This is a genomic window from Streptomyces sp. NPDC028928 (assembly GCF_055564915.1).
Genome location: NZ_JBVHVI010000005.1, coordinates 290,439 through 316,599, shown reverse-complemented (window position 1 = coordinate 316,599; position 26,161 = coordinate 290,439). Strand labels below are relative to the sequence as shown.

The 26,161-nt window shown below is 71.0% G+C and carries 19 protein-coding genes and 1 pseudogene; 11 read left to right on the top strand and 9 right to left on the bottom strand.

Going from position 1 to position 26,161, the window contains the following annotated elements; genetic code table 11:
- Positions 1 to 574: 574 nt before the first annotated feature.
- Positions 575 to 2,196 (bottom strand): annotated as a pseudogene (locus ACZ4U1_RS14795) (MFS transporter).
- A 182-nt stretch (positions 2,197 to 2,378) separates the two neighbouring features.
- Between ACZ4U1_RS14795 and ACZ4U1_RS14790 the strand changes: the two are divergent.
- Both ACZ4U1_RS14790 and ACZ4U1_RS14785 read left to right on the top strand, forming a co-directional pair.
- Positions 2,379 to 3,014, top strand: coding sequence for a TetR/AcrR family transcriptional regulator (locus tag ACZ4U1_RS14790; protein WP_467903301.1), 636 nt, complete (start codon positions 2,379 to 2,381; stop codon positions 3,012 to 3,014).
- Positions 3,015 to 3,058: 44 nt separating this feature from the next.
- Positions 3,059 to 3,844, top strand: a complete 786-nt coding sequence (locus ACZ4U1_RS14785) for an LmeA family phospholipid-binding protein (RefSeq protein ID WP_467903300.1) — start codon at positions 3,059 to 3,061, stop codon at positions 3,842 to 3,844.
- Positions 3,845 to 3,867: 23 nt separating this feature from the next.
- Here the strand turns inward: ACZ4U1_RS14785 and ACZ4U1_RS14780 are convergent, their stop codons facing one another.
- Positions 3,868 to 4,524, bottom strand: coding sequence for a TetR/AcrR family transcriptional regulator (locus ACZ4U1_RS14780; RefSeq protein ID WP_467903299.1), 657 nt, complete (start codon positions 4,522 to 4,524; stop codon positions 3,868 to 3,870).
- Between the two features lie 16 nt (positions 4,525 to 4,540).
- A complete protein-coding gene (locus tag ACZ4U1_RS14775; protein WP_467903297.1) occupies positions 4,541 to 5,176 on the bottom strand; it encodes a TetR/AcrR family transcriptional regulator in 636 nt (211 codons plus the stop codon).
- Between the two features lie 172 nt (positions 5,177 to 5,348).
- Here ACZ4U1_RS14775 and ACZ4U1_RS14770 point away from each other — a divergent pair, with 172 nt between their 5' ends.
- The 5 genes from ACZ4U1_RS14770 to ACZ4U1_RS14750 are packed head-to-tail and all read left to right on the top strand — an operon-like array spanning position 5,349 to position 11,407.
- Complete coding sequence (locus ACZ4U1_RS14770) at positions 5,349 to 6,500, top strand: VOC family protein (protein ID WP_467903296.1); 1,152 nt, start codon at positions 5,349 to 5,351, stop codon at positions 6,498 to 6,500.
- Between the two features lie 39 nt (positions 6,501 to 6,539).
- Positions 6,540 to 7,478, top strand: a complete 939-nt coding sequence (locus ACZ4U1_RS14765) for a fumarylacetoacetate hydrolase family protein (RefSeq protein ID WP_467903294.1) — start codon at positions 6,540 to 6,542, stop codon at positions 7,476 to 7,478.
- A 19-nt stretch (positions 7,479 to 7,497) separates the two neighbouring features.
- A complete protein-coding gene (gene mhpA / locus ACZ4U1_RS14760; protein WP_467903292.1) occupies positions 7,498 to 9,093 on the top strand; it encodes a bifunctional 3-(3-hydroxy-phenyl)propionate/3-hydroxycinnamic acid hydroxylase MhpA in 1,596 nt (531 codons plus the stop codon).
- A complete protein-coding gene (locus ACZ4U1_RS14755) occupies positions 9,090 to 11,066 on the top strand; it encodes an acetoacetate--CoA ligase (RefSeq protein WP_467903290.1) in 1,977 nt (658 codons plus the stop codon). The genes mhpA and ACZ4U1_RS14755 overlap by 4 nt, the downstream gene beginning before the upstream one ends.
- Positions 11,063 to 11,407, top strand: a complete 345-nt coding sequence (locus ACZ4U1_RS14750) for a DoxX family protein (protein WP_467903288.1) — start codon at positions 11,063 to 11,065, stop codon at positions 11,405 to 11,407. Before ACZ4U1_RS14755 ends, ACZ4U1_RS14750 begins: the two co-directional genes overlap by 4 nt.
- Before the next feature lie 173 nt (positions 11,408 to 11,580).
- Here ACZ4U1_RS14750 and ACZ4U1_RS14745 read toward each other — a convergent pair whose 3' ends face one another.
- Positions 11,581 to 12,204: a hypothetical protein gene (locus ACZ4U1_RS14745; protein ID WP_467903287.1), complete on the bottom strand. Its 624-nt coding sequence runs from the start codon at positions 12,202 to 12,204 to the stop codon at positions 11,581 to 11,583.
- Between the two features lie 214 nt (positions 12,205 to 12,418).
- On the opposite strand from ACZ4U1_RS14745, the gene ACZ4U1_RS14740 reads away from it, so the two are divergent.
- Positions 12,419 to 13,075, top strand: coding sequence for a TetR/AcrR family transcriptional regulator (locus tag ACZ4U1_RS14740; protein WP_467903285.1), 657 nt, complete (start codon positions 12,419 to 12,421; stop codon positions 13,073 to 13,075).
- A gap of 194 nt (positions 13,076 to 13,269) precedes the next feature.
- Here the strand turns inward: ACZ4U1_RS14740 and ACZ4U1_RS14735 are convergent, their stop codons facing one another.
- The 3 genes from ACZ4U1_RS14735 to ACZ4U1_RS14725 form a co-directional block, all read right to left on the bottom strand.
- The gene (locus ACZ4U1_RS14735; protein WP_467903284.1) at positions 13,270 to 14,970 is read right to left on the bottom strand and encodes a fibronectin type III domain-containing protein; all 1,701 of its coding nucleotides are present in this window, start codon (positions 14,968 to 14,970) and stop codon (positions 13,270 to 13,272) included.
- A 63-nt stretch (positions 14,971 to 15,033) separates the two neighbouring features.
- Positions 15,034 to 15,915 carry a GNAT family N-acetyltransferase gene (locus tag ACZ4U1_RS14730; protein WP_467903283.1) on the bottom strand — a complete coding sequence of 294 codons (882 nt, stop codon included), beginning with the start codon at positions 15,913 to 15,915 and terminating at the stop codon, positions 15,034 to 15,036.
- Between the two features lie 167 nt (positions 15,916 to 16,082).
- Positions 16,083 to 17,519 (bottom strand): hypothetical protein, encoded by a 1,437-nt coding sequence (locus ACZ4U1_RS14725; RefSeq protein ID WP_467903282.1) that lies wholly within the window; start codon positions 17,517 to 17,519, stop codon positions 16,083 to 16,085.
- 309 nt (positions 17,520 to 17,828) lie between these two features.
- Here ACZ4U1_RS14725 and ACZ4U1_RS14720 point away from each other — a divergent pair, with 309 nt between their 5' ends.
- The gene (locus ACZ4U1_RS14720; RefSeq protein ID WP_467903281.1) at positions 17,829 to 18,704 is read left to right on the top strand and encodes a PhzF family phenazine biosynthesis protein; all 876 of its coding nucleotides are present in this window, start codon (positions 17,829 to 17,831) and stop codon (positions 18,702 to 18,704) included.
- Between the two features lie 66 nt (positions 18,705 to 18,770).
- Here the strand turns inward: ACZ4U1_RS14720 and ACZ4U1_RS14715 are convergent, their stop codons facing one another.
- On the bottom strand, positions 18,771 to 18,986 hold the full coding sequence (locus ACZ4U1_RS14715; protein WP_467903279.1) for a hypothetical protein: 216 nt from the start codon (positions 18,984 to 18,986) through the stop codon (positions 18,771 to 18,773).
- A gap of 422 nt (positions 18,987 to 19,408) precedes the next feature.
- Here ACZ4U1_RS14715 and ACZ4U1_RS14710 point away from each other — a divergent pair, with 422 nt between their 5' ends.
- Entirely contained in the window at positions 19,409 to 21,202 is a 1,794-nt protein-coding gene (locus ACZ4U1_RS14710; protein WP_467903278.1) for a sugar-binding protein, read from the top strand.
- A gap of 243 nt (positions 21,203 to 21,445) precedes the next feature.
- Here ACZ4U1_RS14710 and ACZ4U1_RS14705 read toward each other — a convergent pair whose 3' ends face one another.
- Positions 21,446 to 25,225, bottom strand: coding sequence for an nSTAND1 domain-containing NTPase (locus ACZ4U1_RS14705; protein WP_467903277.1), 3,780 nt, complete (start codon positions 25,223 to 25,225; stop codon positions 21,446 to 21,448).
- Between the two features lie 107 nt (positions 25,226 to 25,332).
- Here ACZ4U1_RS14705 and ACZ4U1_RS14700 point away from each other — a divergent pair, with 107 nt between their 5' ends.
- On the top strand, positions 25,333 to 25,842 hold the full coding sequence (locus ACZ4U1_RS14700) for an RICIN domain-containing protein (protein ID WP_467903275.1): 510 nt from the start codon (positions 25,333 to 25,335) through the stop codon (positions 25,840 to 25,842).
- The last annotated feature ends 319 nt before the right edge of the window (positions 25,843 to 26,161 follow it).

The following is a 26,161-nucleotide window of genomic DNA, read 5'->3' as shown; positions in this document are numbered from 1 at the left end:
GCGTCCGCATCACGGGTCGGTTGCCCGCCGGGGGCGCCCATGAGGCTGACGTGCCAGCGGTCACCCTCGATCGGAAGGATGACGCCTGCGTTGCCGGGCTGGGGCAGACGCGGGTCGGCTCGCACGCCCACCATGGGCCAGTTGCGGGTGGGGACGGGAGCGCGATGCATGCGGCTGGCGTAGGCCAGGCCGGAGTCGATCTCGTCCTGTGCAAGGCCGGTGATGCCCAGCCTGACGAGCCACTGGGGTGTGTGGGTGGACCGTCCGGAGGCGTCGATGACCAGGTCGGTGAGCAGTTCGTCTTCTGTACCGTCGCCGGCACGGAGGCGTACGCCCGTCACGTTGTGGCGGACACAGTTCGGGGACCTCGCCGCGCAGGCCCTCGGCCACGTCGGCGATCAGCCTGTCCGCGCTGGCGCTCAGCTCGTGCGCGGCACGGGACACGAGGCTGTCCGTGGTGGCGTCCGCGAGAACGGCGTTACGCCGTACGAGCCGGTAGGCCAGGTCGGCCGAGCACTGCTGCCCGGCCTCTGCGGACGAGGCCGGGCAGCGTTCCCTGGAGGTGCGGCGCGGGTTACTGAGAGGAGTCCGCGTACTCCTGGTCCCGGTCGGCTTCCGCGGCGACCTGCTCGACCGAGCGGTGCTTGCCGGTGGCCTTGCGGCCGGGCAGAACCGCAATGACGATCAGGGTTCCGGCGGCCATGATGATCGCGCCGACGAGGCTGGTGTGGGCGATGGCGTGGGCGAAGGACTCGTGGACCGCCTCCACGAGGGTCTGGGCCTGCCGGGCGCCGCCGTTCGGGTTCTTCGCGACCTGCTCGGCGACCGCGAGGCCGCCGCCCACCGAGTCCTTGGCCGTGTCCATAGCGATGGCCGGGAGGTGGCTGCCGACCAGGTCGGTCAGCTTGTCCTTGTAGGACGTGGCGAGGATGGAGCCGAGGATGGCGATACCCAGGGAGGCGCCGAGTTCCAGCGCGGTGTCGTTGGCGCCGCCTCCGACGCCCAGCTCCGATTCGGGGAAGGAGTCCATGATGGTGTCGGTGGCCGGGGACAGGCTCAGGCCGATCGCGAAGCCGAGCAGCAGCAGCGGCGCCAGGAAGTCGGTGTACGTCGAGCCCGACTCGATCTGTGTGAGCAGGACGACGCCCGCCGTGCCGATCACCATGCCGGTGCCCACCACCTGCTTCACGCCCAGCTTCGGAGCCAGCCGGCCGGTCACCGCGGCGCCGAGGAAGACGGCTCCGGCCAGCGGCAGCAGTCGTACGCCGGTCTCCAGCGCGTCGTAGCCGATGACGAACTGCAGGAACTGGGTGGAGTAGTAGATCGAGCCGAAGGTGCCGAAGAAGAAGAACAGCACCGCGAGCATGGAGCCGTTGAAGGGGCGCTCCTTGAACTTGCGTACGTCCAGCATGGGGTTGGGTGGCGCAGTTCCCAGGCGACGAAGGCCACGAGGCCGGTGCCGGCGACCACGGCCGCGGTGATCGGGCCCGTGCCCCAGCCGAAGTGCGGGCCCTCGATGGTCGCGTAGACCAGGGAACCGATGGAGACGATGGAGAGCAGGCCGCCGACGTAGTCGATCGCGCCCATCTCCTCCGCCTTCGACGGCGGAACCAGCAGCAGGGCGCCGGCGACGCCGAGCACCGCGATGGGGACGTTCATCAGGAAGGTGGAGCCCCAGGCGTGGTCCTGGAGCAGCCAGCCGGCGGCGAGCGGGCCGGCGGCGATGGCGAGGCCGGAGGTGGCACTCCAGGCGGTGATGGCACGCGCCCGCTCACGCTTCGGGAACATCGCGACGAGCAGGGACAGCGTGGCCGGCATGACGACCGCCGCGCCGACGCCCATGATCGCGCGGGCGGTGATGACCAGGCCGGTCTCATCGACCAGGCCGCCCATCACCGAACCGCCCGCGAAGATCAGAAGTCCGAGGATGAGCGCCCCACGGCGGCTGTACTTGTCGCCGATCGCGCCGAGGACCAGCATCAGCGCGGCGTACGGAACGGTGTAGCCGTCGATGACCCACTGCAGGTCGCTGCTGGACAGGCCCAGGTCCTTGGTCATGTCGGGCGCCGCCACGATGAGCGACGTGTTCGCCATGACGACGATCAGCAGGCTCAGGCAGAGCACCAGCAGGGCCCACCAGCGTCGTGAGTAGGGGCCCGTCATCTTCTCGGCGGGTGTGGTGACAAGGAGCGGCATCGGGACTTCCTCAGGGCGAAGCGGAGGGATGAGGTGCGGGGCCGCACGGGCCCGCGGGAGCAGCGCGGGCACCGGCCACGGCGCTGCGGAGCAGTTATTTGCCCAACGATGTGCAGACTAGTTTCTTGCCCATCGATGTGCAAGTATCGGGCCGTCCTCCCCCGTCGACCGGAGGTCCCGACATGACCGACCCACACGTCACAGGCGGCGGCCGCCGCCAGACACAGCTCACCCGGGCCCGCATCCTCGAAGCGGCGAGGCAGGAACTCGGCCGCGATCCCGACAGCAGCCTCACCGACATCGCCGAAGCCGCCGGCGTGGTGCGCCGTACCGTGTACGACCACTTCGCCGGCCGGTCCGCACTGGTCGAGGGGCTCGCCGCGGACGCCGCGGAGGCGATCCGCCAGGCCCTGAGAGACGTGGCGGTCCCCGATTGCGACGCCGTCACCGCCCTGGCGCGCTTCGTCCAGGCCCTGTGGCCCGTCGGCGACCGCTACCGCACGCTGCTCAGACTCGCGCCCCAGGACCTGGGAGCGGAGCGCGTCGACGCGATCCTGGCTCCGGCCCGCACCATGGCGGCGGCGATCATCGAGCGCGGGCAGCGGCAGGGTGTCTTCCGGACCAGCGTCCCGCCCGAGCCGCTCAGCCGCGCGCTCGAAGGGCTGCTGCTGGCCCTGCTGGAGTGCGTGAACGCCGGTACCTGGAGCGACGACGGCACGCACAGCGCGGCCGTCGCCCTGATCGCGGTGGGCGCGGACGACGCCCTCGCCACCGCACATGTCCGTGGGCTCAGCCGTCCCGAGCCCGTCGGCGCCTGAGCGCACCACTGGACAAGCCGAACGAAAAAGCCGGAAGGAACCCCGTGTACCAGTCCCATCACGACGAGGAGCCCCTGCACGAGGAGCAGTACGGTGACGCCGCCGTATACACGAGCCCCCCGGCACCGAACAGGCGGCGCAAGGTCATCGCCGCCCTGTCCCTGGCGGCGTTGCTGGTCGGCGCCGTGGTCGTCGACCGCGTTGCCACCGCACGCACGGAGAGCCGCACGGCGGAGGCGTTCCAGGAGGGCATGGGGACGCCGGAGCGGCCGTCGGTGCACGTCAGCGGCTTTCCCATACTGACCCAGCTGGCCGACGGCAGCCTCCGGCACGTCGAGATCACCGCCCACGACATACCCGCGAGCGGCACGACACGGCTTCTGCCGGTGACGAAGCTGACCGTCGGCCTCGACGGACTGAAGACCTCCGGGAGCTCCGACGAAGCCCATGCGCACAGCGTCGAGGCGACCGCCTTCCTGTCGTACGAGGACCTGTCCGCCGCCCTCGGCGTGGACGTTTCACCGGGTGACGGGACGGGCCGCGTCAAGGTGACGGCCGGCCTGCCGCTCGCCGGCGACGTGACCGTGGGCGCGGCCGTCTCGGCGGCCTCCGGCAGCCGCGTCGCCTTCACCGACCTGCGCGTCCCCCAGGGCGAGCTGATCCCTCCCGTGAAGGCGCTGCTGGACAAGGCCCTCGCAGAGCCCGTCCCGCTCCGGAACATCCCAAAGGGGCTGCGCCTGCGGTCGATCACCACGTCAGAGAGCGGGATCGACGCCCGTTTCACCGGTACGGCGGTCACTTTCCGTCCCGACTCGACGGCCGCCGCGTGAAGCCTCGGGGTGGCGTGTCAGGATCAGGCTTCGGATGCGCCGGCCGGCTTCTCCGGCGCCATGCCCTTGACGACCACAGTCGCCGCCTCGTCGGACACGCCCGCCGCGATCAGCGTGGCCACGGCCGTACGCGTGCCGTCGTCCTCCCACGCCCCGGAGTTGACGCTCTCCAGCAGGGAGAGGGTGAGGGCTTCCAGGGCGGCGCTCAGCACCGACGCGGGCAGGTGGTCGTGGAACACGCCCGCGCGCTGGCCTCGATCGAGGATGGCGGTGGCCTCCTCGCGGGCGGGCGCGAGGATCTCGGTGACCCGCTCGGTGCCCAGGTCCTGGCGGGCGAGCGCGAGGAGCAGCCGGTAGCGGTCACCCACGGGCCAGACCGACAGAACGAACCGGGCCAGGGCGCGCTCGGGTGTCTCCTCGGCGTCCGGCGCCCCTGTCACGATGCCGCGCAGGGCCTCGGACGCCTCCTCGGCGAGAGCCTCCAGCAGGGCCGCGCGCCCCGGGAAGTGCCCGAAGAGCGTACGGCGGACCACTCCGGCGGCCCGCGCGATCTCCTCCAGGGTCACGTCCGGGTTACGGCCCAGCTCCTGCCGGGCGGTGGCGAGGATGCGGGCCCGGTTGGAGCGCGAGTTACGGCGCAGTGGTTCACGCGCGGCAGTGCGGACGGCAGGCTTGGGCATGACGGCCGGCCCCTTGTCAGTCGAGGTCGGGCAGGGGGCGCCGGGCGACATCGCGGGCGTCCTCCGGCGGGACGCCCAGCATGCACAGCAGCATCTCGGCCAGGTTGGACGCGGCCTCGTCGCCGTCGAGTTCGGGCCGGGCGAACCGCAGTTCGACCAGTGCCAGCAGGGAACCGCCCAGGGCGGTCACCGCGACGGTCGGATCGGTGACGGTGAACCGGCCGGAGGCGACGCCGACCTCCATGTCACGCAGGGCGCGCGGGGCCAGGCCCGAGTCCGCGTGGATGTAGCCGAGGCCGCGGTGGCGCAGCACCTGCATCAGCTCGGGCCGGGAGTCGGCCAGGCGAGCGCTGAGGCGGATGCCGGCCGCGACGAGTTCCGCGGGGTCGTCGACGTCCTGAAGGTGCTCGTCGAAGGTCTGGCCGAGTTCTTCGAGTGCGTCCCGCACCGCCGCGTCGAACAGCTCCGTCTTGGACTCGAAGTGGTTGTAGAAGGAGCCGAAGCCGACGTCCGCGCGCTCGGCGATCGCCTGGATGCTCGCGCTGGTGTCACCGGTCTCGGCGAGTATCTGCCGGGCCGCGCGGACGAGCGCCTTACGGGTCTCGGCGCGGCGCCGTTCGAAGCGGTTGCGGGGCGGGGCTGACGTGGGCATACGCGCGAGTCTACCAATGGACCCCATCATGCCACAGTTCTGATGATTCGATCAGTGTATTCGGTCGGGGCATCACTGATGAATTCGTCAACTTCACCGCGATCAGCTATTGACGATCGAAGAGTCAAAGCTGATGATTTCCTCATTACAGCGATGTTGCTTGGAGGACACCATGTCCGAAACCCACGTCGACGCAGCCGGCCGCCCGGTCAGGACGGCCCACCAGGACCTCCACAGTCAGCAGGGCGCCCTGCGCGGCGAACACCCCGGGCGGTCGCGGAACCCCGTCGTCAAGGTCGCCGACCTGGCCTGGCTGGAGTTCGAGAAGCCCGATCTGGACCGTGCGGAGGTCTTCGCCCGCGACTTCGGGTTCGGGATCGCCGCCCGCACGGAGCGGGAGCTCTGGCTGCGCGGCACCTTCGCGGGCTCGCCCTGCATGGTGATCCGACGCGGTCGGGCATCCCGCTTCATCGGCCCGGCGTTCCGCGCGGCCGAACGGGCCGACCTGGACCGGCTGGCCCGGGCGACGGGCATGGCCGTACGGGACGCGGACGTGCCGGGCGGCGGCAAGGCGGTCAACCTGCTCGACCCCTCGGGCTTCCCGGTGCGCGTGGTGCACTGCGGCGAGGAACTGCCCGCTTTGCCCGAGCAGCAGCCGCTGCCGCTCAACTTCGGCAAGGATCACCGCCGTATCAACGCCACGCAGCGCCCGCCGCGCGAACCCTCCCGCATCCAGCGCCTGGGGCACGTGGTGCTGGAGACCCGCGTGTTCGCCCGGGCCCTGGACTGGTACCTGGACACGCTCGGCATGATCGTGTCCGACTTCCTGTTCCTCGACGGGCAGCGCGACCGGGGCCCGACGATGGCCTTCATCCGCTGCGACCAGGGCACCGTGGCCGTGGACCACCACACGCTGGCGATGCACCTGGGGCCGGGCACCGGCTATGTCCACTCCGCCTACCAGGTGACCGATCTGGACTCGATCGCCGCCGGCGGTGAGTACCTGGCCGAGCGCGGCTACAAGCGCAGTTGGGGAATCGGCCGGCACATCCAGGGCAGCCAGCTCTTCGACTACTGGCGCGACCCCGACCACTTCATGCTGGAGCACTTCGCCGACGGCGACCTGTTCTCCTGCGACGTGGAGCCCGGGTGGGCGCCCATGTCGACGAGCGGTCTGGCCCAGTGGGGCCCGCCGGCCACCCGTGACTTCCTCGGCGCCAGCCCTTCCCCGCAACGCGTTCGCGATGTCGTCCAGGCCCTGCGCGGCGACAACGAGATGGACGCGGCGCGCCTGGTGGGCCTGCTGAAGGCCGCCAACTCCTGACCCCCGATCCCCTCCTCTCCCCTACCGAAGGCAACCGACATGAGCACCAACGTCCTGCGCACCGCCGACGGCTGGTGGGTCGTCAACGGCGACCGCGCCGTTCCCGTCGACACCAAGGCCGTCACCACCGCCGAGCTGCTGGCCGACCGGACCGCCGTCGAGGAGGCCGCGGCCTCGGGCGCGACGGGCACACCCGTCGCCGACGTGGTGGCGCTCTCCCCGGTGACCACGCCCTGCCGGGTGGTCGCCCAGATGGTCAACTACCGTAGCCACGCCCGCGACTCGGGCTTCACGGGCGACATCCCGCCCGCGTTCTTCCGCAAGGCGTCCGGGTCCGTGAGCGGACCGCACGAGAGCATCGTCCGGCCGTCGCATGTGAGGTTCCTGGACTACGAGATCGAACTCGGTCTGGTCATGGGTGCACCGCTCAGCGTCGGCACCGTCGTCGAGGAGCGGGACCTGCCGTCGTACGTCGCGGGGCTGGTGATCACCAACGACGTCAGCGCCCGTGACGTACAGCTGACCAAGACGCAGTTCTACGAGAGCAAGTCGTACCCCACGTTCACGCCGACCGGCCCGTACCTGACCCTGCTGGAGCCGGAGGACTTCACCCATCTCCTCGATCTGCGGCTGCGGTTGTCGGTGAACGGGGAGCTGCGGCAGGACCGCACCCTCGCCGACATGATCGTCCGTCCGGCGCAGGCGCTGACCCTGCTGGCCCGCTTCCAGACCCTCGACCCCGGGGACCTGCTGCTGACCGGTACGCCCGGCGGCACGGCCCTCAAGGCACCGCCCAAGCCGGTCGAGAAGATCGGCGCACTGCTGCCGCCCGCGGTGAAGTGGAACGCGTTCTTCAAGAGTCAGGCGAAGAACCCCCACTACCTGCGGCACGGCGATGTGGTGACCGCGACCATCGCCACCCCGGACGGCCGGATCGACCTGGGCGAGCAGCGCACGCCCGTGGCCGACGCGCACTGAGACCCGAAGCGAGCCGCACATGACCGTCGAGCACAACTCGGCAGAAGTACCCGTGGTGATCGTCGGCGCCGGGCCCGTGGGTGTGACCGCCGCCCTCCTCCTGGCCCGGCGCGGGGTGAGGACCGTCGTCCTCGAACGCCACCACGACGTCTATCCCCTGCCGCGCGCCGTCGCCACCGACGACGAGGTGCGCCGTATCCTCCAGGCCGCAGGAGTCCACGAGGAGTTCGCCGTGATCGCCCGCCCCGCGCGGGGGCTGCGGCTGCTGGACGCCCGGCACCGGGTGATGGCCGAGTTCCCGCGCGCCGCGCAAGGGGCCCACGGCTTCCCGCAGACCAGCATGTTCGACCAGCCCGAGCTGGAGCGGGTGCTGCGCGACGCCCTGGCCCGCGCCCCGGAGTGCGAGCTGCGCGGCGGGGTCGAGGTCGTCGGCATCGAGCAGAACGGCGGCGGTCCGGTCCGCGTGACCTACCGCGACGACGAGGGCGCACATGTGGTGCGTGCGGTCGCCGTCCTCGGCTGCGACGGCGCCAACAGCCTCACCCGTGAGGCCATCGGCGCCGTGTGGGAGGACCTGCGCTTCGAGGAACGCTGGACGGTCATCGACGTGCGTACAAGCCTCCCGGTCCGCTGCTGGGAAGGCGTCGAACAAATCTGTGATCCGCGACGGCCGGCGACGTTCATGCGGATCAGCGATGACCGCTACCGCTGGGAGTTCCGGCTCGAGGACGACTTTGAGCCGGCCGACGAGCGGCTACGGCAACTGGTCGCTCCGTGGGTGGATCTCGCGCCCGGCGCCGACTTCGAGGTGCTGCGCCAGGCCCAGTACACCTTCCGGGCGCGGATCGCCGATCGCTGGCGCCGGGGCCGCGTCTTCCTCCTCGGCGACGCCGCCCACCTCACCCCACCGTTCATCGGGCAGGGGCTGTGCGCGGGCCTGCGCGACGCCTGCAACCTGACCTGGAAGCTCGCTCGTGTCCTTCAGCAGGGAGCAGACGAAGGCCTGTTGGACACGTACGAAAGCGAGCGCAAGCCGCACGCCCGCCACGTGATTCGACTCGCGGTGGCCATGGGGTGGGCCATGACCGGCGGCCAGGACGGCGCTGCCGCCATCCGGCGGGGCGTGCTGGGTGCCGCGTTCCGCGTCCCCGGGCTGAGCACGGCGGCCGCCCGTGACCTCAGTCCCGCCCTGGTCTCCGGGCCACTCGTACGCCGCCGGGTCCGCGGGGTCGGCCGTGGCCTCGGCGGTCGCTTCTGCCCGCAGCCGTGGGTGAGCGCCCACGGCCGCCGCACCCGCCTGGACGACCTGCTCGGCGACTCCTTCGCCGTGGTGACGGCCGTACCGCTGTCCCCCGCGCTGCAGGCGGTCGCCGACGGCCTCGGTGCCCGGACCGTCCTCGTGACCGGTCTCGGCGACGACGGCCGGCTCGCTGCGTGGCTGCGCGAAGGGCGGGCGGACGCCGTACTGCTGCGGCCGGACCGGGTCGTGATGGACGTCGTCCCGTCCGGCGGCCACGCCTTCACGGCCACCGCCACCTGGGCCCCCCTCCTGCACACCGCACGACATTCCCCACGGCACGCTGCCGAGAGCCTGTTGAGGAGCACAGCACGATGACAACGCCGGACCCCTTCTTCACACCCGATCCGGAGACAGTCGCCTCCAGCCGCATCATGGACTTCGCCCGCCACGCCGGAGTGGACGGCACCGACTACGCCGCACTGCACCACTGGTCGGTCACCGATCTCGAGGGTTTCTGGGGAGCGGTATGGGAGTACTTCGGCGTCGACGCGGACACCCCGTACGAGCAGGTGCTGGCCGAGGAGACCATGCCGGGTGCCCGCTGGTTCACCGGTGCCACCCTCAACTACGCCCACCACGCGCTGCGCGACCTCGCCGACGACGACGTGGCGATCCTCGCCCTCGACGAGACCGGCTCCGGGTACGAGGTGACCGGGGGCCGCCTGCGGTCCCAGGTCGCCTCGGTGGCCGCGACCCTGCAAGACCTGGGGGTCGGACAGGGCGACCGGGTCGTGGGCTACCTGCCCAACACCCCGCACGCGATCGTCGCCTTCCTGGCCGCCGCGAGCCTCGGCGCCGTGTGGTCGGTGTGCGGACAGGACTACGCCCCCAAGGCCGCCGCCGACCGGTTCGCCCAGCTCGAACCCACCGTCCTGATCGCCGCCGACGGCTACCTCTTCAACGGCACCAGCCACGACCGCCGCGACGCCGCCCTCGAACTGGCCCGATCCCTGCCCTCGTTGAAGGCGGCGCTGCTGGTCGACCATGTGGGCCTGCCGTGGCCGTCGGAGACCTACCCGTCGCTGGTCGTCCCGTGGGAGGACGCCTCCACCCGCGCCGAGGAACTCACCTGCACGCCGGTGCCGTTCGACCACCCTCTGTGGGTCGTGTTCTCCTCCGGCACCACCGGCCTGCCCAAGGGCATCGTCCACGGCCACGGCGGCGTCCTGCTGGAGCACCTGAAGACCCTGGGCCTGCACTCCGACCTCGGCCCCGGCGACCGCCTGCTGTGGTACACCACCACGCACTGGATGATGTGGAACCTGGTCGCCTCCACCCTCCTGACCGGTGCCACGACCTGCACGTACGACGGCAGCCCGGCCCCCTTCGCCAAGCCGGACGTCCTGTGGGAACTGGCCGCGCGCCACCGGGTGACGGTTTTCGGCACCAGCCCCCAGTACCTGCTGGGCATGGCCAAGTTCGGCATCGATCCCTCCCGGCACGACCTGTCGTCGATCCGTGTGGTCGGCTGCACAGGCTCTGCCCTGCCGGCCTCCGCCTACCCCTGGGTCCGCGATCACGTCGGCGACCATGCCCTGCTCGCGTCCATCAGCGGCGGCACGGACGTGGTGTCCGGCTTCGCGGGCAGCGCACCCAACACACCGGTCTGGGCAGGTGAGTTGTCGGCACCGCACCTGGGCGTGGCGCTGGCCGCGTACGACGGCGAGGGCCGGCCGACCGTGGACCAGGTCGGTGAGCTGGTCGTCACCCGCCCCATGCCATCGATGCCCCTGTACTTCTGGAACGACCCGGACGGCACCCGCTACCGCGACGCCTACTTCTCCTCCTACCCAGGCGTCTGGCGGCACGGTGACTGGATCACGGTCACCGGTCACGGCTCGGTGATCGTCCACGGCCGCTCCGACAGCACGCTGAACCGCAACGGTGTCCGCCTGGGCAGCGCCGACATCCACGACGCCGTCGAACGCCTCCCCGAGATCACCGAGGCCCTGGTCATCGGCGCGGAGGAACCCGACGGCGGCTACTGGATGCCGCTGTTCGTGGTCCCCGCCGCGGAAGTGACCCTGGACGACGCACTCCGCGACAAGATCAAGGAGGCGGTCCGCACCGGGGCCTCCCCCCGTCACGTCCCCGACGAGATCCTCGAAGTCCCGGGCATCCCGCACACCCGCACCGGCAAGAAACTCGAAGTCCCCGTCAAACGGCTCCTCCAGGGCGCCCCGGCCGAACAGGTCGTCAACCCCGCGGCGGTCGACAACCCGGATCTCATCGACTACTTCGCTCGGCTGGGCGCCGCGCGCCGCAGCCAAAGGACCGACGAGGCATGAGAACGGCACAGATCACTCTCGCCGTCGTCCTGGCTCTCGTCTTCTTGCCGCTGGGAGCGGCGAAGATCGCCGCCGTGCCGGTCATGCGCCAGGCGGCGTCCCACCTCGGCATGACACCCGGCTTCTACCGCGTCGTCGGGGCACTGGAGACCGCCGGGGCCGCCGGGCTGCTGCTGGGACTGGTGTACGTCCCGCTCGGCGTGGCCGCCGCGGCGGGTCTGGCGTTGCTGACGGCTGCGGCAGCCGTGGTACACCTGCGCCACGGCGACCCGCTGGTACGGGCCCTGCCCGCCACCGTGCCGGCCCTGGCTGCGGTGGCATACGCCGTGGCGGCGGCCTGAGCGCGATGTCGGGCGGCTCCTGCGGCTCGATGCCGTGGGAACTGTGGCGGAAGTGGCTGGAGGCGGAGCAGGCGGCACGGCGGGAGCGCGAGATGGAGCCCGGTGAGCCTCCAGGGCGTGCCAGGGGCTGAGGACCACGCGGCTTGCCGTCGTCCTGGGAGCACTGGCACAGCTCAGGGCCGTAGGCCATCGGGGACGGCGCCCGCGTTCTCGCCGAGGAGCGCCGAGGAGCGAGGGGACACCCCGGAGGACTTCGGTCCCCGCATGGCGGCCGCGGCGGCGATCCCGACGACCGGCACGCTCCCCTCGACGGTGTAGGCGTGAACGGCCGTCAGGGCCGTGTGCTGGTCGTGGACGATCCCGGCGACCCGCTCGGACTGCAGCAGCTCGTCCATCGCGCCTCGACTGTCGGCTCCGATCACGACGCTGGCGTGGTAGCGGCGGAAGACCGGGTTGTCGTGGCAGACACCGGGCGTGGGATGCATGTACGGCGACCAGGGGACGAAGGTGTACGTCCGCAGGTCGCGCGCGCCGGCCTGGTGCAGCGCGGGACCGATGCGGTCGTGGACGTACCGCCGGAACACCCGGCCCCGCACCCCGCGGCGCCGGCGCAGCAGAAGGACGGTGCGGTGACCCACGGCGTCGTCGTGGCCGTCGGTCCACCAGCGGCCGCCGCCGGGGACGGTGAGCTGGCCGAGGACGCGTTCGAAGAGGTTCTGCTCGTCGAGGTAGACCTCCCTCATGTGCAGCGGCATGGCGAGCAGGGCGGCCGCGCTGGCGAAGCGGACTTCGGCCACGCCGTCTCGGCGGTCCCGGCGTCCCGGGGTGCCGGCTTGCTCATCTCGCGGCCCATTTCTCGTGCGCACGGTGACGGTCACCCGGCTGAGGAGTTACCGAGGAGTACTGAAGAAATCGTCACTTCCGACACTGATGTCAGTCAATAGATCTGACGAAACCTTCAGAGGAGACGGCTAAAGTGCGGGTGAACCAAGTAGGGGATGGAGGACTTCGATGGCCGACAAGACCGCGCGCCGGCGCGCCGACCAGCGGAGGGCACGGACGCGGACCGCGCTGGTGTGCGCGGCACAGCGGCTGCTGGCCGAGGGGCGGACCGATGTCGCGGTGCTGGAGATCACCGAACTCGCGGACGTCGGTGTCGGGTCCTTCTACAACCACTTCGACAGCAAGGAGGACCTCTTCCGCGTCGCGGTGGAGGAGGCCCTGGAGTGGTTCGGCGGGCTCATGGACCAGCTCACCGCGGACCTCGACGACCCGGCGGTCGCCTACGCACAGAGCTTCCGGATGACCGGCCGCCTGCACCGACGCTACCCCCAGCTCAGCCGCGTCCTGCTCCACCACGGCCTCGAAGTGGCCCACTCCGACCGCGGCCTGGCCCCGCGCGCACTGCGCGACATCCGCACCGCCGCGGCCGCCGGACGGTTCGAGGTGGAAGACCTGGACCTGGCCCTGGCGATGACGGTCGGCGCGCAGTTGGCCCTGGGCTCACTGCTGCACGCGCAGCCCGACCGCGACGACGCCACCTCCGCCGACCTGGTCGTCCGCGGGCTGCTCCGGCACTTCGGGCTACCCGCCGACGAAGCCGCGCGCATCTGCTCGCTCGACCTGCCCGACCTCGACGTCGACGTCGTCGGCGCCGCCGTCGTGTGAGCGCCCTCGGCCGATCCGATGCCGTGGCCGACCGCCCCGCCGATGAACGGGGAGGTGCCGGCCTTGCCGCCGGGCTGGTGGATGTCCGGCGATGATCCTCAAGGGACCGGAGTCGACGGTCGGCGGTACGGCCGGAGAGGAACACCTCTGGTCCAGCACGGTCGTGCGGCGGTTCAGACCGTCACTGCCACCAGTCACCCGACCTTGAAACTGATACTGGTGAACGGGCCCGGACGACCGTAATAGTCCAGCGTTCGCACCTCGAAGACGTAGAAGCCGGACCTGGGCGGCGTCCAGGTGATCGTCGGCTGGTCGGTGGTCCGGTAGCCGTTGCCATCCTCCCTGAAGAGGTAGGTGTAGCCGCTGACCAACCTGTCGTGCTTCAAAGTGATGGTGAGCGGAACGCCGGTGCCGCCGTGGGCGGCACAATCGTTGGTCGTGCATTCGGTGTACGGAGCGGACAGCACGACAGTTGGCGGCGCGGGCGCGGTCGGCGTGGCCGGAGTCTCCCTGTCCACGGTGACGACGGCGGAGGGTGCGGACTCGTGGCCTTGGGCGTCGAGAGTGACCACGTAGTAGTCCACGGTCCCAGCCGGCGCCTCCGTCTCGGGGAAGCGGGTGGCCGTCGTCGCCGCGTCGCCGAGTCGCGACCAGGCGGCGGACGCGGCGGTGCGTCGGTAGACGCGGTAACCGTACTGGGCGCCGTCCGTCGAGTAGTCCCAGGTGAGGTCGGTCGAGCCGTCTCGCGGGATGCCTCTCACACCGGTGGGGGCCGCCGAGTCGCCCGGGCCGGGGCGGGTTGCGGCGACCGACTCGGACACGGCAGAGACATTCCCGTACGCGTCGACGGCCTGGATACGGTACGTGACGGTGTTCCCGGCGATCGCGGATGCGTCGTTGTAGGAGGTGCCGAAGATCGTGGTCGGCCCGTCGGGATCAGCTTCGCCGTCGGGTGCGGCCAACACCTCGTAGTACTCGGCGTCGGCGGAGGCCTGCCAGCGCACCGCGTTGCCCGCGGTCGTACCTTCCGCCGTCACTCCCGTGACCTGTGCCGGCGGGGTCGTGTCCGGGGGCGTCACCGCCTGGTCGGCGCTGCCGGTGGACTCGTTTCCGGCCTTGTCGTAGGCACGGACCTCGTAGAAGAAGGTCTCGCCGCTCTGCGGGGGCACGTCGGTGTAGGAGGTGGCGGTGGTCGTCGCCAGCGGCTTGCCGTCGAACGGCGCGCCCTTCAGTCGCCGGTAGACGCGGTAGCCGGCGAGGTCCATCTCCTTGCTTTTTGCCCAGGTGAGCTTGGCCTTGCCGGTTGTCTTGGCGTACGTCGCGGAAGCCCCCGTCGGGGCAAGGGGTTTGACCTTGTCGACATCGGCGGAGGTGCGGGGAGTGTAGGTGAAGGCGACGTCCGCCGAGCCGTCGCGGTTGACATAGTCGACGCGGAGGGTGTGCGTGCCCTTCGACAGCGTCAGGTCGACCCTCTTCTTCTGCGTCTTCGAAACGCTCTTCCACAGGTCGATCTTCAGTTTGCCGTCGAGGTAGACGCGGATACCGTCCTGCGCGGCGGCGGCGAACGAGAAGGGTCCGCCGGAACCGAAGTCCCGCGTCACGCTCCAGCGGACGCCGAAGTTGTCCTTCGGTAGACCTGAGGCCGGAGCACCCGTGCCCCAGTCCTGGTCGATTGCGCTGTCGCAGTCTGTCTTCTTCGGAGTGCCGGAGAACGTGGCGTTCGCATAGAACTGCCGCTTGTACACCGGTGGAGCACAGGAGGTCGCGGCAGCGGCGGGCATGACTGCCGTGCTCAGCAGCGTGCCGGCACTGGAAAGCACGGCGGCCGTGGCGACCGCGCGTCTGGATGGGTTCATTCGGTCCTCTGGTCGAGTCGGGTAACGGCGGACGGCCATGCCAGTGATCATGACTACCGAAGAACCCAGTTGGTTGTACACAGCAGCCGCCGCAGGTCCGGCTCAGCCCGGAACGGGGCGGTTCCGGTCGCCGAAGAGGTGGATCGCGAAGTCGGACACCGGCCGGTATCCGATGCGCTGGTACAGGGCGTTGCTGGTCGGATTGGCGAGGTCGGTGAACAGGAGCACCTCGTCCGCCCCGGAGGACCGTGCGGCACGGCTGGCCTCGGTGGTGACGGCACCCGCGTAGCCGCGGCCGCGCGACTGCGGCGGGGTGTACACGGCGACCACCCGGATCTGCCCGGCGACCCGGGGAGACGTGCCGGCCATGGAGACAGGAGTGCCGTCGGGAGTCTCCCAGAACAGCAGGTCACCGCGCGCCACCCGGTCGTCGGCCCAGTGTCCGGGCTCGCGGCCGGCCTGCTCGCCGACCTCGGCGCAGAACTCCGCGTACCAGCGCGCCATCAGCGCGCGGTCCGCGGCTCCGGCCGCCCTGGCCCGGCCCGGCGGCACCGGCTGCGGCACGGTCAACTCCCCCAGCCTGTAGAGGCGCTGGCGCTTGTACAGAGCGGACCGAGCGCCGGTGTGCCGTTCCCATGCCGCGGCGAGAGCGGCGGCGGTCTCGCGGTCGGCGTTGACGCCGCCGGGCATGCGCCCGGCCGCGGCCAGCCGGCGGGCGAGGCCGTCGGCCTCCTCCTCGGTCAGTGAGGTGACCACGAGCGGGTGCGGCGGGGTGCGGAAGAAGGCCGCCCGCACGGCGCCGTCCGCCTCCAGCACCCCGAACTCGGGCGGGGCGTCGCCGTAGTGCCGTCCGCCGCGGAGGCGGAGGTTCTCCGTCACGGTGAGGTGCACGGTGTGCCGGTCCGGCCGGGAACGCAGGAAGCCGCCGGCGCGGGCCAGGTATTCCGTGAGGTCGTCCGTCAGGTACCAGTCGTCGAAGGGCATGGCCCATGATCTCCCCCGACGCCCGGACCCCGCGCCCCGGATCACGCTCCGGCTCCGGTTGGAGTCCGAGGCCGACCGCGCGGCCTCGGGCGGAGCCGGTGAGCACATTCAGGGTGGCAGTACAGGGAACCAACGAGGCTGCCGTGGCAATGGGTTGGGAATCGAAGCTAGTCCTGGGCCGGGAAGACGAAGAAGCCCTTCTCCGTGCTGATGTGGCCGTACCCCGACGGCTGCGAGAAGAGTGGGATGTTCTCCTCCGGCAGGCTCTTGGCGAGGACCTTCTTGGTACGGCCGTCGACTGCGAGGAACACGCTCGGGCTGAAGCCGTCCTCCTTCGTGGAGCCGTAGAGGATGCCGTTCGGGGAGAAGCGCAGCGGGTTCATCGCCTTCTCGCCCTCCTTCTGCGCCCAGATCTCCTTGCCGTCGGCGGGCTGCCACACGGCGGTGCCCTGTTCCGTGTGAGCGGCGGCCAGGGTGTGGTCGGGGGTGAAGACGGAGGAGCCCTCGGTGTTGACGGTGTCGGTGGGGCTGTCCTCGTACGAGTACTTCGAGGAGCCGCCGACCTGTTTGCCGCTCGTGAGGTCGTACGTCGCCGTCACCCAGGTGTCGGGAGAGAACGCGCCCGCGCCCCAGGCGGTGAGGACACGGCCGTCGCGGACGTCGAGGACCCGGAGGGCACCGCTGGTGCGCTTGCCGTCCTCGTCCAGTTCCACGCCCGCCGGCGGGGTGACGTCCGCGGTGCTCCAAGCCTTCTTGCCGGTGGCGAGGTCCGTCATGACGAGTTGTTCGGGCTCGTCCTCGTAGGTGGAGGCGTTCTCCACGTGGAAGGCGTACTTGCCGGTGATCAAGGGCGCGTGGGCCTGCCCACCGTCGATCTCGTTGTTGCGCGGGTCGAAGGTGCACCTCGCCAGCTGTCCGGTGCAGGTGACCTTGCGGGCGGCGCCGCCGTCAACGGGCGTGAGTTTCAGACTCTCGTCGCCCTCCTGCTCGATGATGTACCCCTCGTGGACGTCGAACTCGTCGCCCTCGATCGTGGCCTTGCCCAGTTCGGTGCCGTCACCGCCGTAGACGGTGACCGTGGTGGTGGTCCTCTCCTCGCTCAGACCGTCCGACTCCGTCGTGGCACCGGCGAACACCGCGACCGCCGGGACGCCGTCGTGCCAGGTCGTGGCGGCCACGCGATCGGTCTTCACCTTCAGGGTCTTGCGCACCTGCCCGGTCTTCACATCCCGGAACTCCAAGGTGGCCGGTTCCGGGTCGTCGGTGAAGTGGAGGGTTCCGACCGATCCGTCGGTCGGCTCCCACGTGTACCCGCGACCGGCGGCGTACGTGCCCTGGGCATCCTTGACGAACAGAAGGGTGCCACCGAGGTCGATGGCGTCAGCGGGCGGCAGACTCCACGCGGGGCGGGCGGCAAGGCCGGGTATCGCGGGTCCGCTGTAGGCGGGGCCCTCTGCCGTCGCACCGCCCTGGCCGGCCGAACTGCCGCCCTTCTGCCCGGTGGCGGAGCCGCGGCCGTCGCCGTCGCTGTCGGAGGAAGCGCAGCCCGCGGCCAAGCCGAGGGTAAGGACGAGGCCGATGGCCGTCACTGTGTACTTGTTCATGTCCCCGTGAGTTTCGTTCAGATGATCTTGAGACGCTCGGTGCAGCATAGGCGCCCGGCCGGACTCGGCAGGCAGGCCCCCGCAGATCTGCACGGGCTCGACACAGCCCGATTCGGTGAGGCGCCGGGTGTCCTACCCCAGCCGAAGGGGGTGCCGCTGCAAAGAAGCCGAGGGCTTACCGGCCGCTGGGTGACCAGCCGACCAGCCGTACGCCACCGGCTCTGCCCTCATCGTCCCTCCTGCGGGATCTCCGGTTTCCAGCCGTCCCACCCCGGAATAGCCGCGGGCTCGCCTCGCGTTGCCGGAAGCATGACGACGAATGCGCCCCGGCCCGAGGTACTCAGATACACCGCCTTCTCCAGCACTCCCGACGGCGGAAACCCCGCCGGCGTCGTTCTGGATGCCACCGCCCTGGACGACAGTGACATGCTGGCTATCGCCGCCGACCTCGGTTACTCGGAGTCCGCGTTCCTGACCGCGCCCCCAGAGGGCCTCGCCGGCCAGGAGGGACGGACGTACAGCATCCGTTACTTCAGCCCCAAGGCCGAGGTGCCGTTCTGCGGGCACGCCACCATCGCGACCGCCATCGCACTCGCCGAGCGGATAGGCCCCGGGGAGCTGGTGTTCGCGACGCGTGCCGGCACCGTGCCGGTGAATGTGGCCGAGGAGGGCGGGACGGTCAGGGCCACACTCACCAGTGTCGAGCCGCACATCGAGAAGATCGCCGACACCGACCTCACCGAGGCACTCGCCGCGCTCGGCTGGCCAGCCGCCGATCTCGACCCGGCCTTCCCGCCCCATGTCGCGTTCGCCGGCGCCCGTCATCTCGTTCTCGCGGCCGCGACACGCACGCGCCTCGCAGATCTCGCGTACGACTTCGCGCGCCTCGAAGCCCTGATGCACCGCCTGGACCTGACCACGGTCCAGTTGGTGTGGCGGGAGTCGGCCACCGTCTTCCATGTCCGTAACCCGTTCCCCGTCGGCGGCGTCGTCGAGGACCCGGCAACCGGCGCTGCGGCCGCCGCGTTCGGTGCGTACGCCCGTGCACTCGGCCTGGTCCCCGACGACGCCGTCCTCACCCTGCATCAGGGCGAGGACCTGGGCCGCCCTGGCGAACTCACGGTGACCCTGCGCTCGGGTGACCCGCGCGTCCGGGTCAGCGGCACGGGAGCTCGCATCAGCTGAAGCGCCGGCCATGACGGCAGGGGGGACACAAGCCCCCCCGTCGTGGCGCCGGTGTCCGTTGCCCCTTCAGGCGACGACGACACTGCCCGCGGGCGAAGTGTTGATGGTGCCCTGCCCGCCACTGATGCGGGTGACGGAGTCCCCCTTGCCGTCGCGTTCGGAGTACACCGTGATGGCGGCATCGGTGTCGTAGGTGATCTGCGCGACGTCGCCGTCCACGTTGTAGCAGCCGCTGGGGTTCGTGTAGGTGGTGCCGTTGATGGTCAAGGTGCCGTTCGCCATGGAGGATCCCTTCACTGAAGCGCGCCGACCGTCCAGCGCTGCGGGCACGGGCCGGACCAGTCGTGGCCGGCATCAAGGTCGCCTTCAGGATGGAGAAGCACCGATACCCCGGCACCTCCGATTGCACCAAAGAGGTGAATCGGAGCCCTGAAACGATGGCAGCGGGGTGCCGCCGCCCCGGAAATCAACCTGGCACTCAGCTGCGCCCGGCTCGACCGCCGCGGCCATGGGGTCGATCGGGTGATTGCTTCCGACTCTTCAGGGTCGCTTGGTCGTGGCAGACGTGCGGTGTCTGATGCCGGTGGGCAGATTGCGGACCGCCATGATCCCTTCGCCGAGGAGTCTGCCGCATGCCGGTGATCCGCGATCCGTTCAGATCACGGCCGAGAGGCCACACCAAGCGCCTTGGGGCCGGGCACGGAATGCGTACCGCCCTGACGGCCGGGGCCGTGCTGCTGGGGATGGCCACCGGACCGTTGCTGGGAGGTGCCCCGGCCGCTGGGGCCGAGCCCCGCGCCCAGGACGCGGCTCACACTGACGTGCTGTTCATCGGTGCGCACCCCGACGACGAGTACCAGTCGCTGGCGACGTTCGGGCAGTGGAACGAGCAGCGGCGGATGAGTATCGCGGTGGCGACGGTCACGCGCGGCGAAGGCGGTGGCAACGCGGTCGGTCCGGAGGAAGGCGCCGCGCTGGGACTGATCCGGGAGGGAGAGGAACGACAGGCTGTCGCACGGGCCGGAATCCACAACGTCTACTACCTCGACAAGCCGGATTTCTGGTACACACTCTCCGCGCCGCTGACCGGCAGGGTCTGGGACGGGCCGCCCCGGCAACCGGACACCCTGGAGCGGCTGGTCCGGCTGATCCGCGCCACGACCCCGCAGACCGTGGTCACCATGGACCCACGACCCTTCGACCAGCACGGCGCACACCAGCTGTCGGCCCGTTCGGCCATCGAGGCCTTCCAACTCGCCGGCGCTCCCGAGGCTTTCCCCGAGCAGATCACCAGGGAGGGCTACCGGCCCTGGCACCCCTCCCGTTTGCTCACCCAGAACTGGCTGTTCAAGGGGCCGGCCGGAGCCGGCTGCGCCAAGGCCGACCTTCGCGACCCGGCCACCGGGCTGCCGCAGCTGGGAGCCTGGCAGGGCACCTGGTCCCCGCGGTACGACACCACGTGGGCGCAGCAGGAGCGCAATGCCGCTCGCCTTTACCGCACCCAGGGATTCGCCTCCCTGCCCCCGACCGTCACCACCCCGCGTTCCCAGCTGGGCTGTGAGTGGTTCTCCGTGCTCGCCGATCACGGCAAGCGACTGACAGCACCGGTGATGCGGCAGGACGGACTGCGGCCGCTGTACGCGGAGTTCGCCGCCTGGGCCGACAAGGCAGGCATGCCCTGGCTGGCCAACCGGGCCCAGCCCGACTACCCCGCCGCCCCGGCCACCGCGGTCCCTGCCGTGACCCGTCGGCCGTCTCTGGACGGCAGGGCGGAAGCGGGCGAGTACCCGGGCCGGACGCTGGCTCTGCCCCACTGGCAGGGCGAGAAGTGCGCGTCGGCCGGCGACTGCTCCGCCACAGCCCGCCTGTCCCGCTATGGCGACGACCTGTACGTCCTGGTCGACGTCACCGACAACGTCAAGGGCACGGCCCTGTCGGAGGACGACTGCAAGCGCCACTGGCGCACCGACGCTGTCGAGATCGCTCTCGATCCGCGCGGCACGGCCGACGACACCTCGACCACGTTCAAGGTCGCGGTGCTCCCGTTCACAGCGGACGGCGGCCCTTGCGCCGCCCGCGACGCCGACCATCACCAGGGCCCGGCAGCGGAGACCGCTCCCGGCATGCGCTGGGCCGCCACCGTGCGCGCGCCCTACACCGGATACACCGTGGAGGTGAAGATTCCGCTCGCCGTCCTCCCCGCGGCGGCACATCCCGCCGCGATGACCGGCAACATCATGGTCTACGACTCCGACACCCAGGACCGCACCGGCAAGTCCCGCCTGGCCTGGGCGACGTTCGGCAGCGCCCAGGCCGATCCGTACGTGTGGGGCGCTCTCCGCCTGCCCGGCTACACGCCCCCGCCCGGACGTCCCACCGTCGCCAGTGCCCCCGTGATCCCCCTGGAGGCGGCCAAGAGCAGCGACTCCCCGGCGTCCGTGGCCCAGAGCAGGCGGACGGGCGTCCCGTTGGCCGTGGGGCCCCGCCGACTCGGCTGACCGACGCGTGTCCCGGCGGGGGGGCTCTTGGCCTGTCCCGCCGCACGCCGTTGACTGTGTGCCGTTGTGGGCCGGTCGTGGAGAGGTCCGGCTGTTGCCGGGTGCGGTGCTCACGACGGCGGCCCGCACAGGCCGTACCGACTCCGCTGGCGGGTGCCGGTATGTGTGCGGGCACCCGCTCACCGAACAGGACCGGAAACGGCTGCGGCCGGGAGTTGTGCGCGGGACGGGTGGTGCCGCATGTCATGGGGAGGGGCAGGGCGGGTTGAAGTCGGCCGCTGCGAAGTACCGTGTCCATTCAGCTCTGGTGATCCGCGGGTACGCGCTGTCGCAGACGCGGGCGGCGACCCTGTCCAGGCGGGTGTCCCACAGCCGGATCGTGAAGTCGTTGCCGCCGGTGGCCAGGGTGTTGCCGCGCGGGCCGAACGCCACGGCCGGTACCGCATTCGAGTGGCCGGTGAGGACGGTGGGAGAAGCCGCGCCGTTCAGGTCCCACAGAAGGATCTTGCCGTCCGCGGCGCCGGCGGCCAGTCGGCGGCCGTCCGCGGAGTAGGCCGGCGCGTAGAGCCAGGAACCGGACGCCCGCAGCTGTCTCACCTTCACCGGGTGACCGACGGCGCTCATGTCGATCAGCCAGACCGTCTTGTCCGTCCGATGGACGGCGGCCAGGCTCCGGTTGTCGGGGCTGAACACACCGCCGGTCAGCGGGTCGGAGCGGAAGGGGGACGGGAGTTCACGGGGGCTGCGCGGCCGGCTGATGTCCCAGAACCGCAGCGAGCCGGACTCGCCCGTGCTGGTCACCAGCGTACGGCCGTCCGGCCGGAACGACGCCGTCGTGACGTTCGGCCCGCCCTCGGTGATCCGGCTCAGCGGGCGGGGATGACCGGGGTCGGTCAGGTCCCACAGTCCAGCCGCGTGTTGCGCCCAGACGGCCAGCAGGTGACCGCCCCGGCCGAAGCCGGCCCCGCCGACTTCGCCGGCGTTCGGGGTGAGGATCGACGTGAGCCGCGGTCTTCGAGGGTCGGTCACGTCCCAGACGCGGACGGTGGTGTCCTCGCTGGCGGTGACGAGGGTGCGGCCGTCCGGGCTGAACGCCACGGACCGGACGAACTTGATGTGCCCGCGCAGGACCGCCAGCTGCCACAGGGACCGGCCGCCGGTGACCTGCCACAGCCGTGCGGTGCCGTCCCAGCCGGCGCTGGCGAGCAGGTGGCCGCCGGGGGCGAACGCGAGGGATGTCACAACGTCGTCGTGGGTTCCCAGCGACAGGTCCCGTAGGTCCAGCAGCCGGTCGGAGTTGGCCAGCATGCGGCTGTCCGGGCTGAACGCGGCTTGGTAGGCCCCACCGGGGATCGCGCTGAAGCGCTTCGGGTGGGCCGGGTCGGTGACGTCCCAGAACAGTTCGGACCCGCCGACCGAGACGAGGGTCCGGCCGTCGGGGTGGAATGCCACCGACCAGACGATCGTGGTGTGGCCGGTCAGGACGGCCGGTGACCGCGTCCGCGTACCGCCGCCGATGTGCCAGATCCGTGCGGTGTGGTCCCAGCTACCCGTCGCCAGGGTCCGGCCATCAGGGCTGAACGCCACCGAGGTCACCGTGTCGGTGTGTCCGCGCAGCACGTCGAGGTGGCGCGGATGCACGGGGTCTTTGACGTCCCACAGCCTGACGGTGGTGTCACCGGTGGTCGCCAGCGTGTGGCCGTCCGGGCTGAACGCCACGGCGGCGACCACGTTGGCGTGGCCGGAGAGGGTGGACAGCAGCCGCGGATGCCGGGGATCCCTCACGTTCCACAGCCGCGTCGCTCCGCCGGTATGGCCGGTGGCGATGACGCCGCCGTCGGGCCGGAACGCCACCCACGTGGGCGTGGCCCGCTGATCCGGCAGGGTGCTCAGCTCGACGGGCGCTCGCCGGTTCGTCACGTTCCACAGCCGCACGGATCGTTCGCTCGCCGCCGCCAGCACCCGGCCCCCCTGCCCGAACGCGACCGCCAGCAGCCGCCAGGGCTGGTCCAGCTTCGCCAGCTGGACGGGGTGGTGGGCGTCTTCGACGTCCCACAGCCGGACCGTGCGGTCCCAGCTCGCGGTGGCGAGGACCGTGCTCTCCGGGGCGAAGGAGATCGAGACCACGTCGGAGGTGTGGCCGGTGAGCAGGCTCGTGTACGGCGTCGCGAACGCGCTCATCAACTGGTCGCCGACGTCGTCGGTGGCCGCCAGCCGGTATGCGGCCAGGTTCAGCTGCGCGGCGAGCGCGGGGTTCTGCTTGCGCACCTCGGCCGCGTCCGCGGCGGCCTTCCGGGCAACGGCCGTGTTGCGCTGCCGTACAGCCGAATTGCGCGAGCCGGCGGCCAGCACACCCGCAGCGGCCGCGATGACCACCAGCACGGTGAGAAGGGTGACCAGCTGCCGCAGGCGGACCGTCCGCCGTCTGACCGCCGCCGTCTCGCCGGCCTGGGCTTCCCTGCTCGCGTCGAGGAAGCTCCGTTCCCTGGACGTCAGCCGGCTGCCGTCCGAAGCGGCCAGGTCCAGTGCCGCGGCGAGCCGGGCACCCCGGTACAGAGCGTGTGGGTCGCGGTCCTGCGCCTCCCAGCCGGCGGTCGCGTCGGTGAGCTGCCGGTGCAGGAGCAGCCGTTCCCGGTCTTCGCCCAGCCAGCCGCGCAGCCTCGGCCAGCATCGGATGATCGCCTCGTGGGTGATCTCGACGCACTCCTCGTCCAGCGTCACCAGCCGTTGGCGGGCAAGGGATTCGAGTACGAAGGCGGTGTCGGGGCCCGGGTCCAGCTCGTCCCTGGTGATCCGGCGCCTGGTGTCCTCGGTGGCGTCACCCAGCGCGGTCAGCCGGAGGAACAGCGATCTGGCGAGGTCCTGCTGCACCGGTGACAACGCCCGGTAGGCGGCCTCGGCGGTCTGCGCGAGAGCGTGCTGGATTCCGCCGGCCGCCAAGTACCCGTCCAAGGTCAGGCGGTTGCCGCTGCGGCGGCGCCAGGTCTCGACCATCGCGTGCGAGACCAGGGGCAATGCACCTGGCTGACCGGTCGCGTCCGCGACCACGGCCGCCAGCAGCGGGCCGGTCACCGTGCAGCCGACGAGCTGGGCCGGCCGGGTGATGGCCTCGCGCAGTTCCTGGCTGCTCATCGGACCGACCGCGAACTGCGCGTCACGCATCGCCTCGGCCAGCAGGGGATCCTGGACGCAGTGGCCGTAGAAATCGGCGCGCACGCCGAGTACCACCCGGGTCCGGCTGGCCGTCGCGGTGGTGGCGGCGATCAGCATGGCGATGAACGCGTCTCGCTCGTTCCGGTCTCGGCAGAGGGTGAAGACCTCTTCGAACTGGTCGGCCACGATCAGCGTCTCGATGTCCGGTGTGCGGTCGACCGTCGCCTGCCGGATCCGCAGATGCAGCGTCGCGGGATCATCGCGCAGCTCGGTCATCAGCGTGCCAGGGGCCTCTCCCGTCGCCGCGGCCAGACGGATCGCGCACTCCTCCACGGGGTGGGGCCCCGGTGTGAAGAGCATCACCGGCCACCCCGATGCCTGCACGCCGGCGACGAGCCCGGCCCGCAGCAGTGAGGATTTCCCCGATCCCGACGGCCCGAAGACCGCGAGGAACCGGCGGTCGCGCACTTTCGCGAGCACCTCGGCGGTCAGCCGCTCGCGCCCGAAGAAGCGGTCGGCGTCTTGCGGCTGGAACGCCGACAGCCCTGCGTACGGTGTGCCCTGTGGGCTGGTTTCCCCGGGCTCATCGCCATGTGCGCTCGCGGCGAGCTCGGCGGCGACCGCGTGCCACCGGGATTCCCATGCGCGGCGGTCGCCCTGGCACGCCTCCACATACGCGAGCGTGACACTCAGACTCGGAAACGTGCGCCCGCCCGCGGCGTCCGACAGCGTCGTGGACGCATAGTGTGCCCTTTGGGCCAGTAGGCGATAAGGCGGCCGTCCCGCCGCCTCGCGCAGCTTCCGCAGGTCGGCCGCGAACTGTGTCAGCGGACCGCTGTCCAGGTCGAGCGGGCGTTCGGCGCGTGGCATGGCCTTCCTCTCTGGAACCTTTCCGCAGCCGGGGTGCGTGGGCGTTGTCCGGCTGTTGATGTCCGGCGGTCCACGTCCCGGCGCCGGACAACCCCCGGCGGCTAGGCATGGACCAGCGCAACCGCGCACCGGCCATTCGGAGGGCAAGCATGAAAACCGCGAAACGACTGATCCCGCTGCTGGCGGCCATCGGGCTCGCCGTCGGCAGTGCCTTGACGGCGCCGCCGGCACACGCTGCGGCACCGCTGCTCAAGTCCCACCTGAACGGAAGGTGCGCCGACGTCTTCGGGTTCCACCAGGAGAACGGCGCCTCCACCGTGACGTGGGACTGCCACGGCAACACCAACCAGCAGTGGTTCTGGGACGGCGAGCAAATCCGTTCGGGCCTGAACGGAAAGTGCCTGGAGATCTACGCGTTCAATCAGAACGACCTGGGCTCGGTGAGCATGTGGGACTGCACCGGCGGCAGCAACCAGAGGTGGTTCCGGAACGGCAGCGAGATCCGCAGCCGGATGAACGGAAAGTGCCTCGACATCCTGGGTGGCCGGCCTGAGAACGGCCAGCTCCTGGTGAGCTGGAGCTGCAACGGAGCGGCGAGCCAGAGCTGGGACTTCTGAACAGTGGCCCGGCCCGGCGCGTGATGTGCCGGGCCGGGCTACGGCTACGGCTACGGCTACGGCTACGGCTACGGCTACGGCTACGGCTACGGCTACGGCTATGCGAAGCAACTTGTCGACGTACGCGTCGGCGTCGGACGGCTCCATCCGCCACAGCGGACGGCTGAACCAGTCCCGGATCAGCTCCGGGTGGATGGCGCCGCTGCGGCTGGTGCCGCCGATCGGACCGGCCGAGGCTCGCGTGAGGACGAACTCCGTCCGCACCTCGGTCTCGCACTCGGCCGGCCTCTCCTCGCTCATCAGCGCCGGGTACGCGCAC

Excerpts from the sequence above, each read along its gene's own strand:
- ACZ4U1_RS14790 (WP_467903301.1), top strand. The coding sequence starts at position 2,379 with ATGACCGACCCACACGTCACAGGCGGCGGCCGCCGCCAGACACAGCTC.
- ACZ4U1_RS14780 (WP_467903299.1), bottom strand. The coding sequence starts at position 4,524 with ATGCCCAAGCCTGCCGTCCGCACTGCCGCGCGTGAACCACTGCGCCGT.
- ACZ4U1_RS14775 (WP_467903297.1), bottom strand. The coding sequence starts at position 5,176 with ATGCCCACGTCAGCCCCGCCCCGCAACCGCTTCGAACGGCGCCGCGCC.
- ACZ4U1_RS14770 (WP_467903296.1), top strand. The coding sequence starts at position 5,349 with ATGTCCGAAACCCACGTCGACGCAGCCGGCCGCCCGGTCAGGACGGCC.
- ACZ4U1_RS14765 (WP_467903294.1), top strand. The coding sequence starts at position 6,540 with ATGAGCACCAACGTCCTGCGCACCGCCGACGGCTGGTGGGTCGTCAAC.
- mhpA (WP_467903292.1), top strand. The coding sequence starts at position 7,498 with ATGACCGTCGAGCACAACTCGGCAGAAGTACCCGTGGTGATCGTCGGC.
- ACZ4U1_RS14755 (WP_467903290.1), top strand. The coding sequence starts at position 9,090 with ATGACAACGCCGGACCCCTTCTTCACACCCGATCCGGAGACAGTCGCC.
- ACZ4U1_RS14750 (WP_467903288.1), top strand. The coding sequence starts at position 11,063 with ATGAGAACGGCACAGATCACTCTCGCCGTCGTCCTGGCTCTCGTCTTC.
- ACZ4U1_RS14740 (WP_467903285.1), top strand. The coding sequence starts at position 12,419 with ATGGCCGACAAGACCGCGCGCCGGCGCGCCGACCAGCGGAGGGCACGG.
- ACZ4U1_RS14735 (WP_467903284.1), bottom strand. The coding sequence starts at position 14,970 with ATGGCCGTCCGCCGTTACCCGACTCGACCAGAGGACCGAATGAACCCA.
- ACZ4U1_RS14730 (WP_467903283.1), bottom strand. The coding sequence starts at position 15,915 with ATGCCCTTCGACGACTGGTACCTGACGGACGACCTCACGGAATACCTG.
- ACZ4U1_RS14725 (WP_467903282.1), bottom strand. The coding sequence starts at position 17,519 with ATGAACAAGTACACAGTGACGGCCATCGGCCTCGTCCTTACCCTCGGC.
- ACZ4U1_RS14720 (WP_467903281.1), top strand. The coding sequence starts at position 17,829 with ATGACGACGAATGCGCCCCGGCCCGAGGTACTCAGATACACCGCCTTC.
- ACZ4U1_RS14715 (WP_467903279.1), bottom strand. The coding sequence starts at position 18,986 with ATGGCGAACGGCACCTTGACCATCAACGGCACCACCTACACGAACCCC.
- ACZ4U1_RS14710 (WP_467903278.1), top strand. The coding sequence starts at position 19,409 with ATGCGTACCGCCCTGACGGCCGGGGCCGTGCTGCTGGGGATGGCCACC.
- ACZ4U1_RS14705 (WP_467903277.1), bottom strand. The coding sequence starts at position 25,225 with ATGCCACGCGCCGAACGCCCGCTCGACCTGGACAGCGGTCCGCTGACA.
- ACZ4U1_RS14700 (WP_467903275.1), top strand. The coding sequence starts at position 25,333 with ATGGACCAGCGCAACCGCGCACCGGCCATTCGGAGGGCAAGCATGAAA.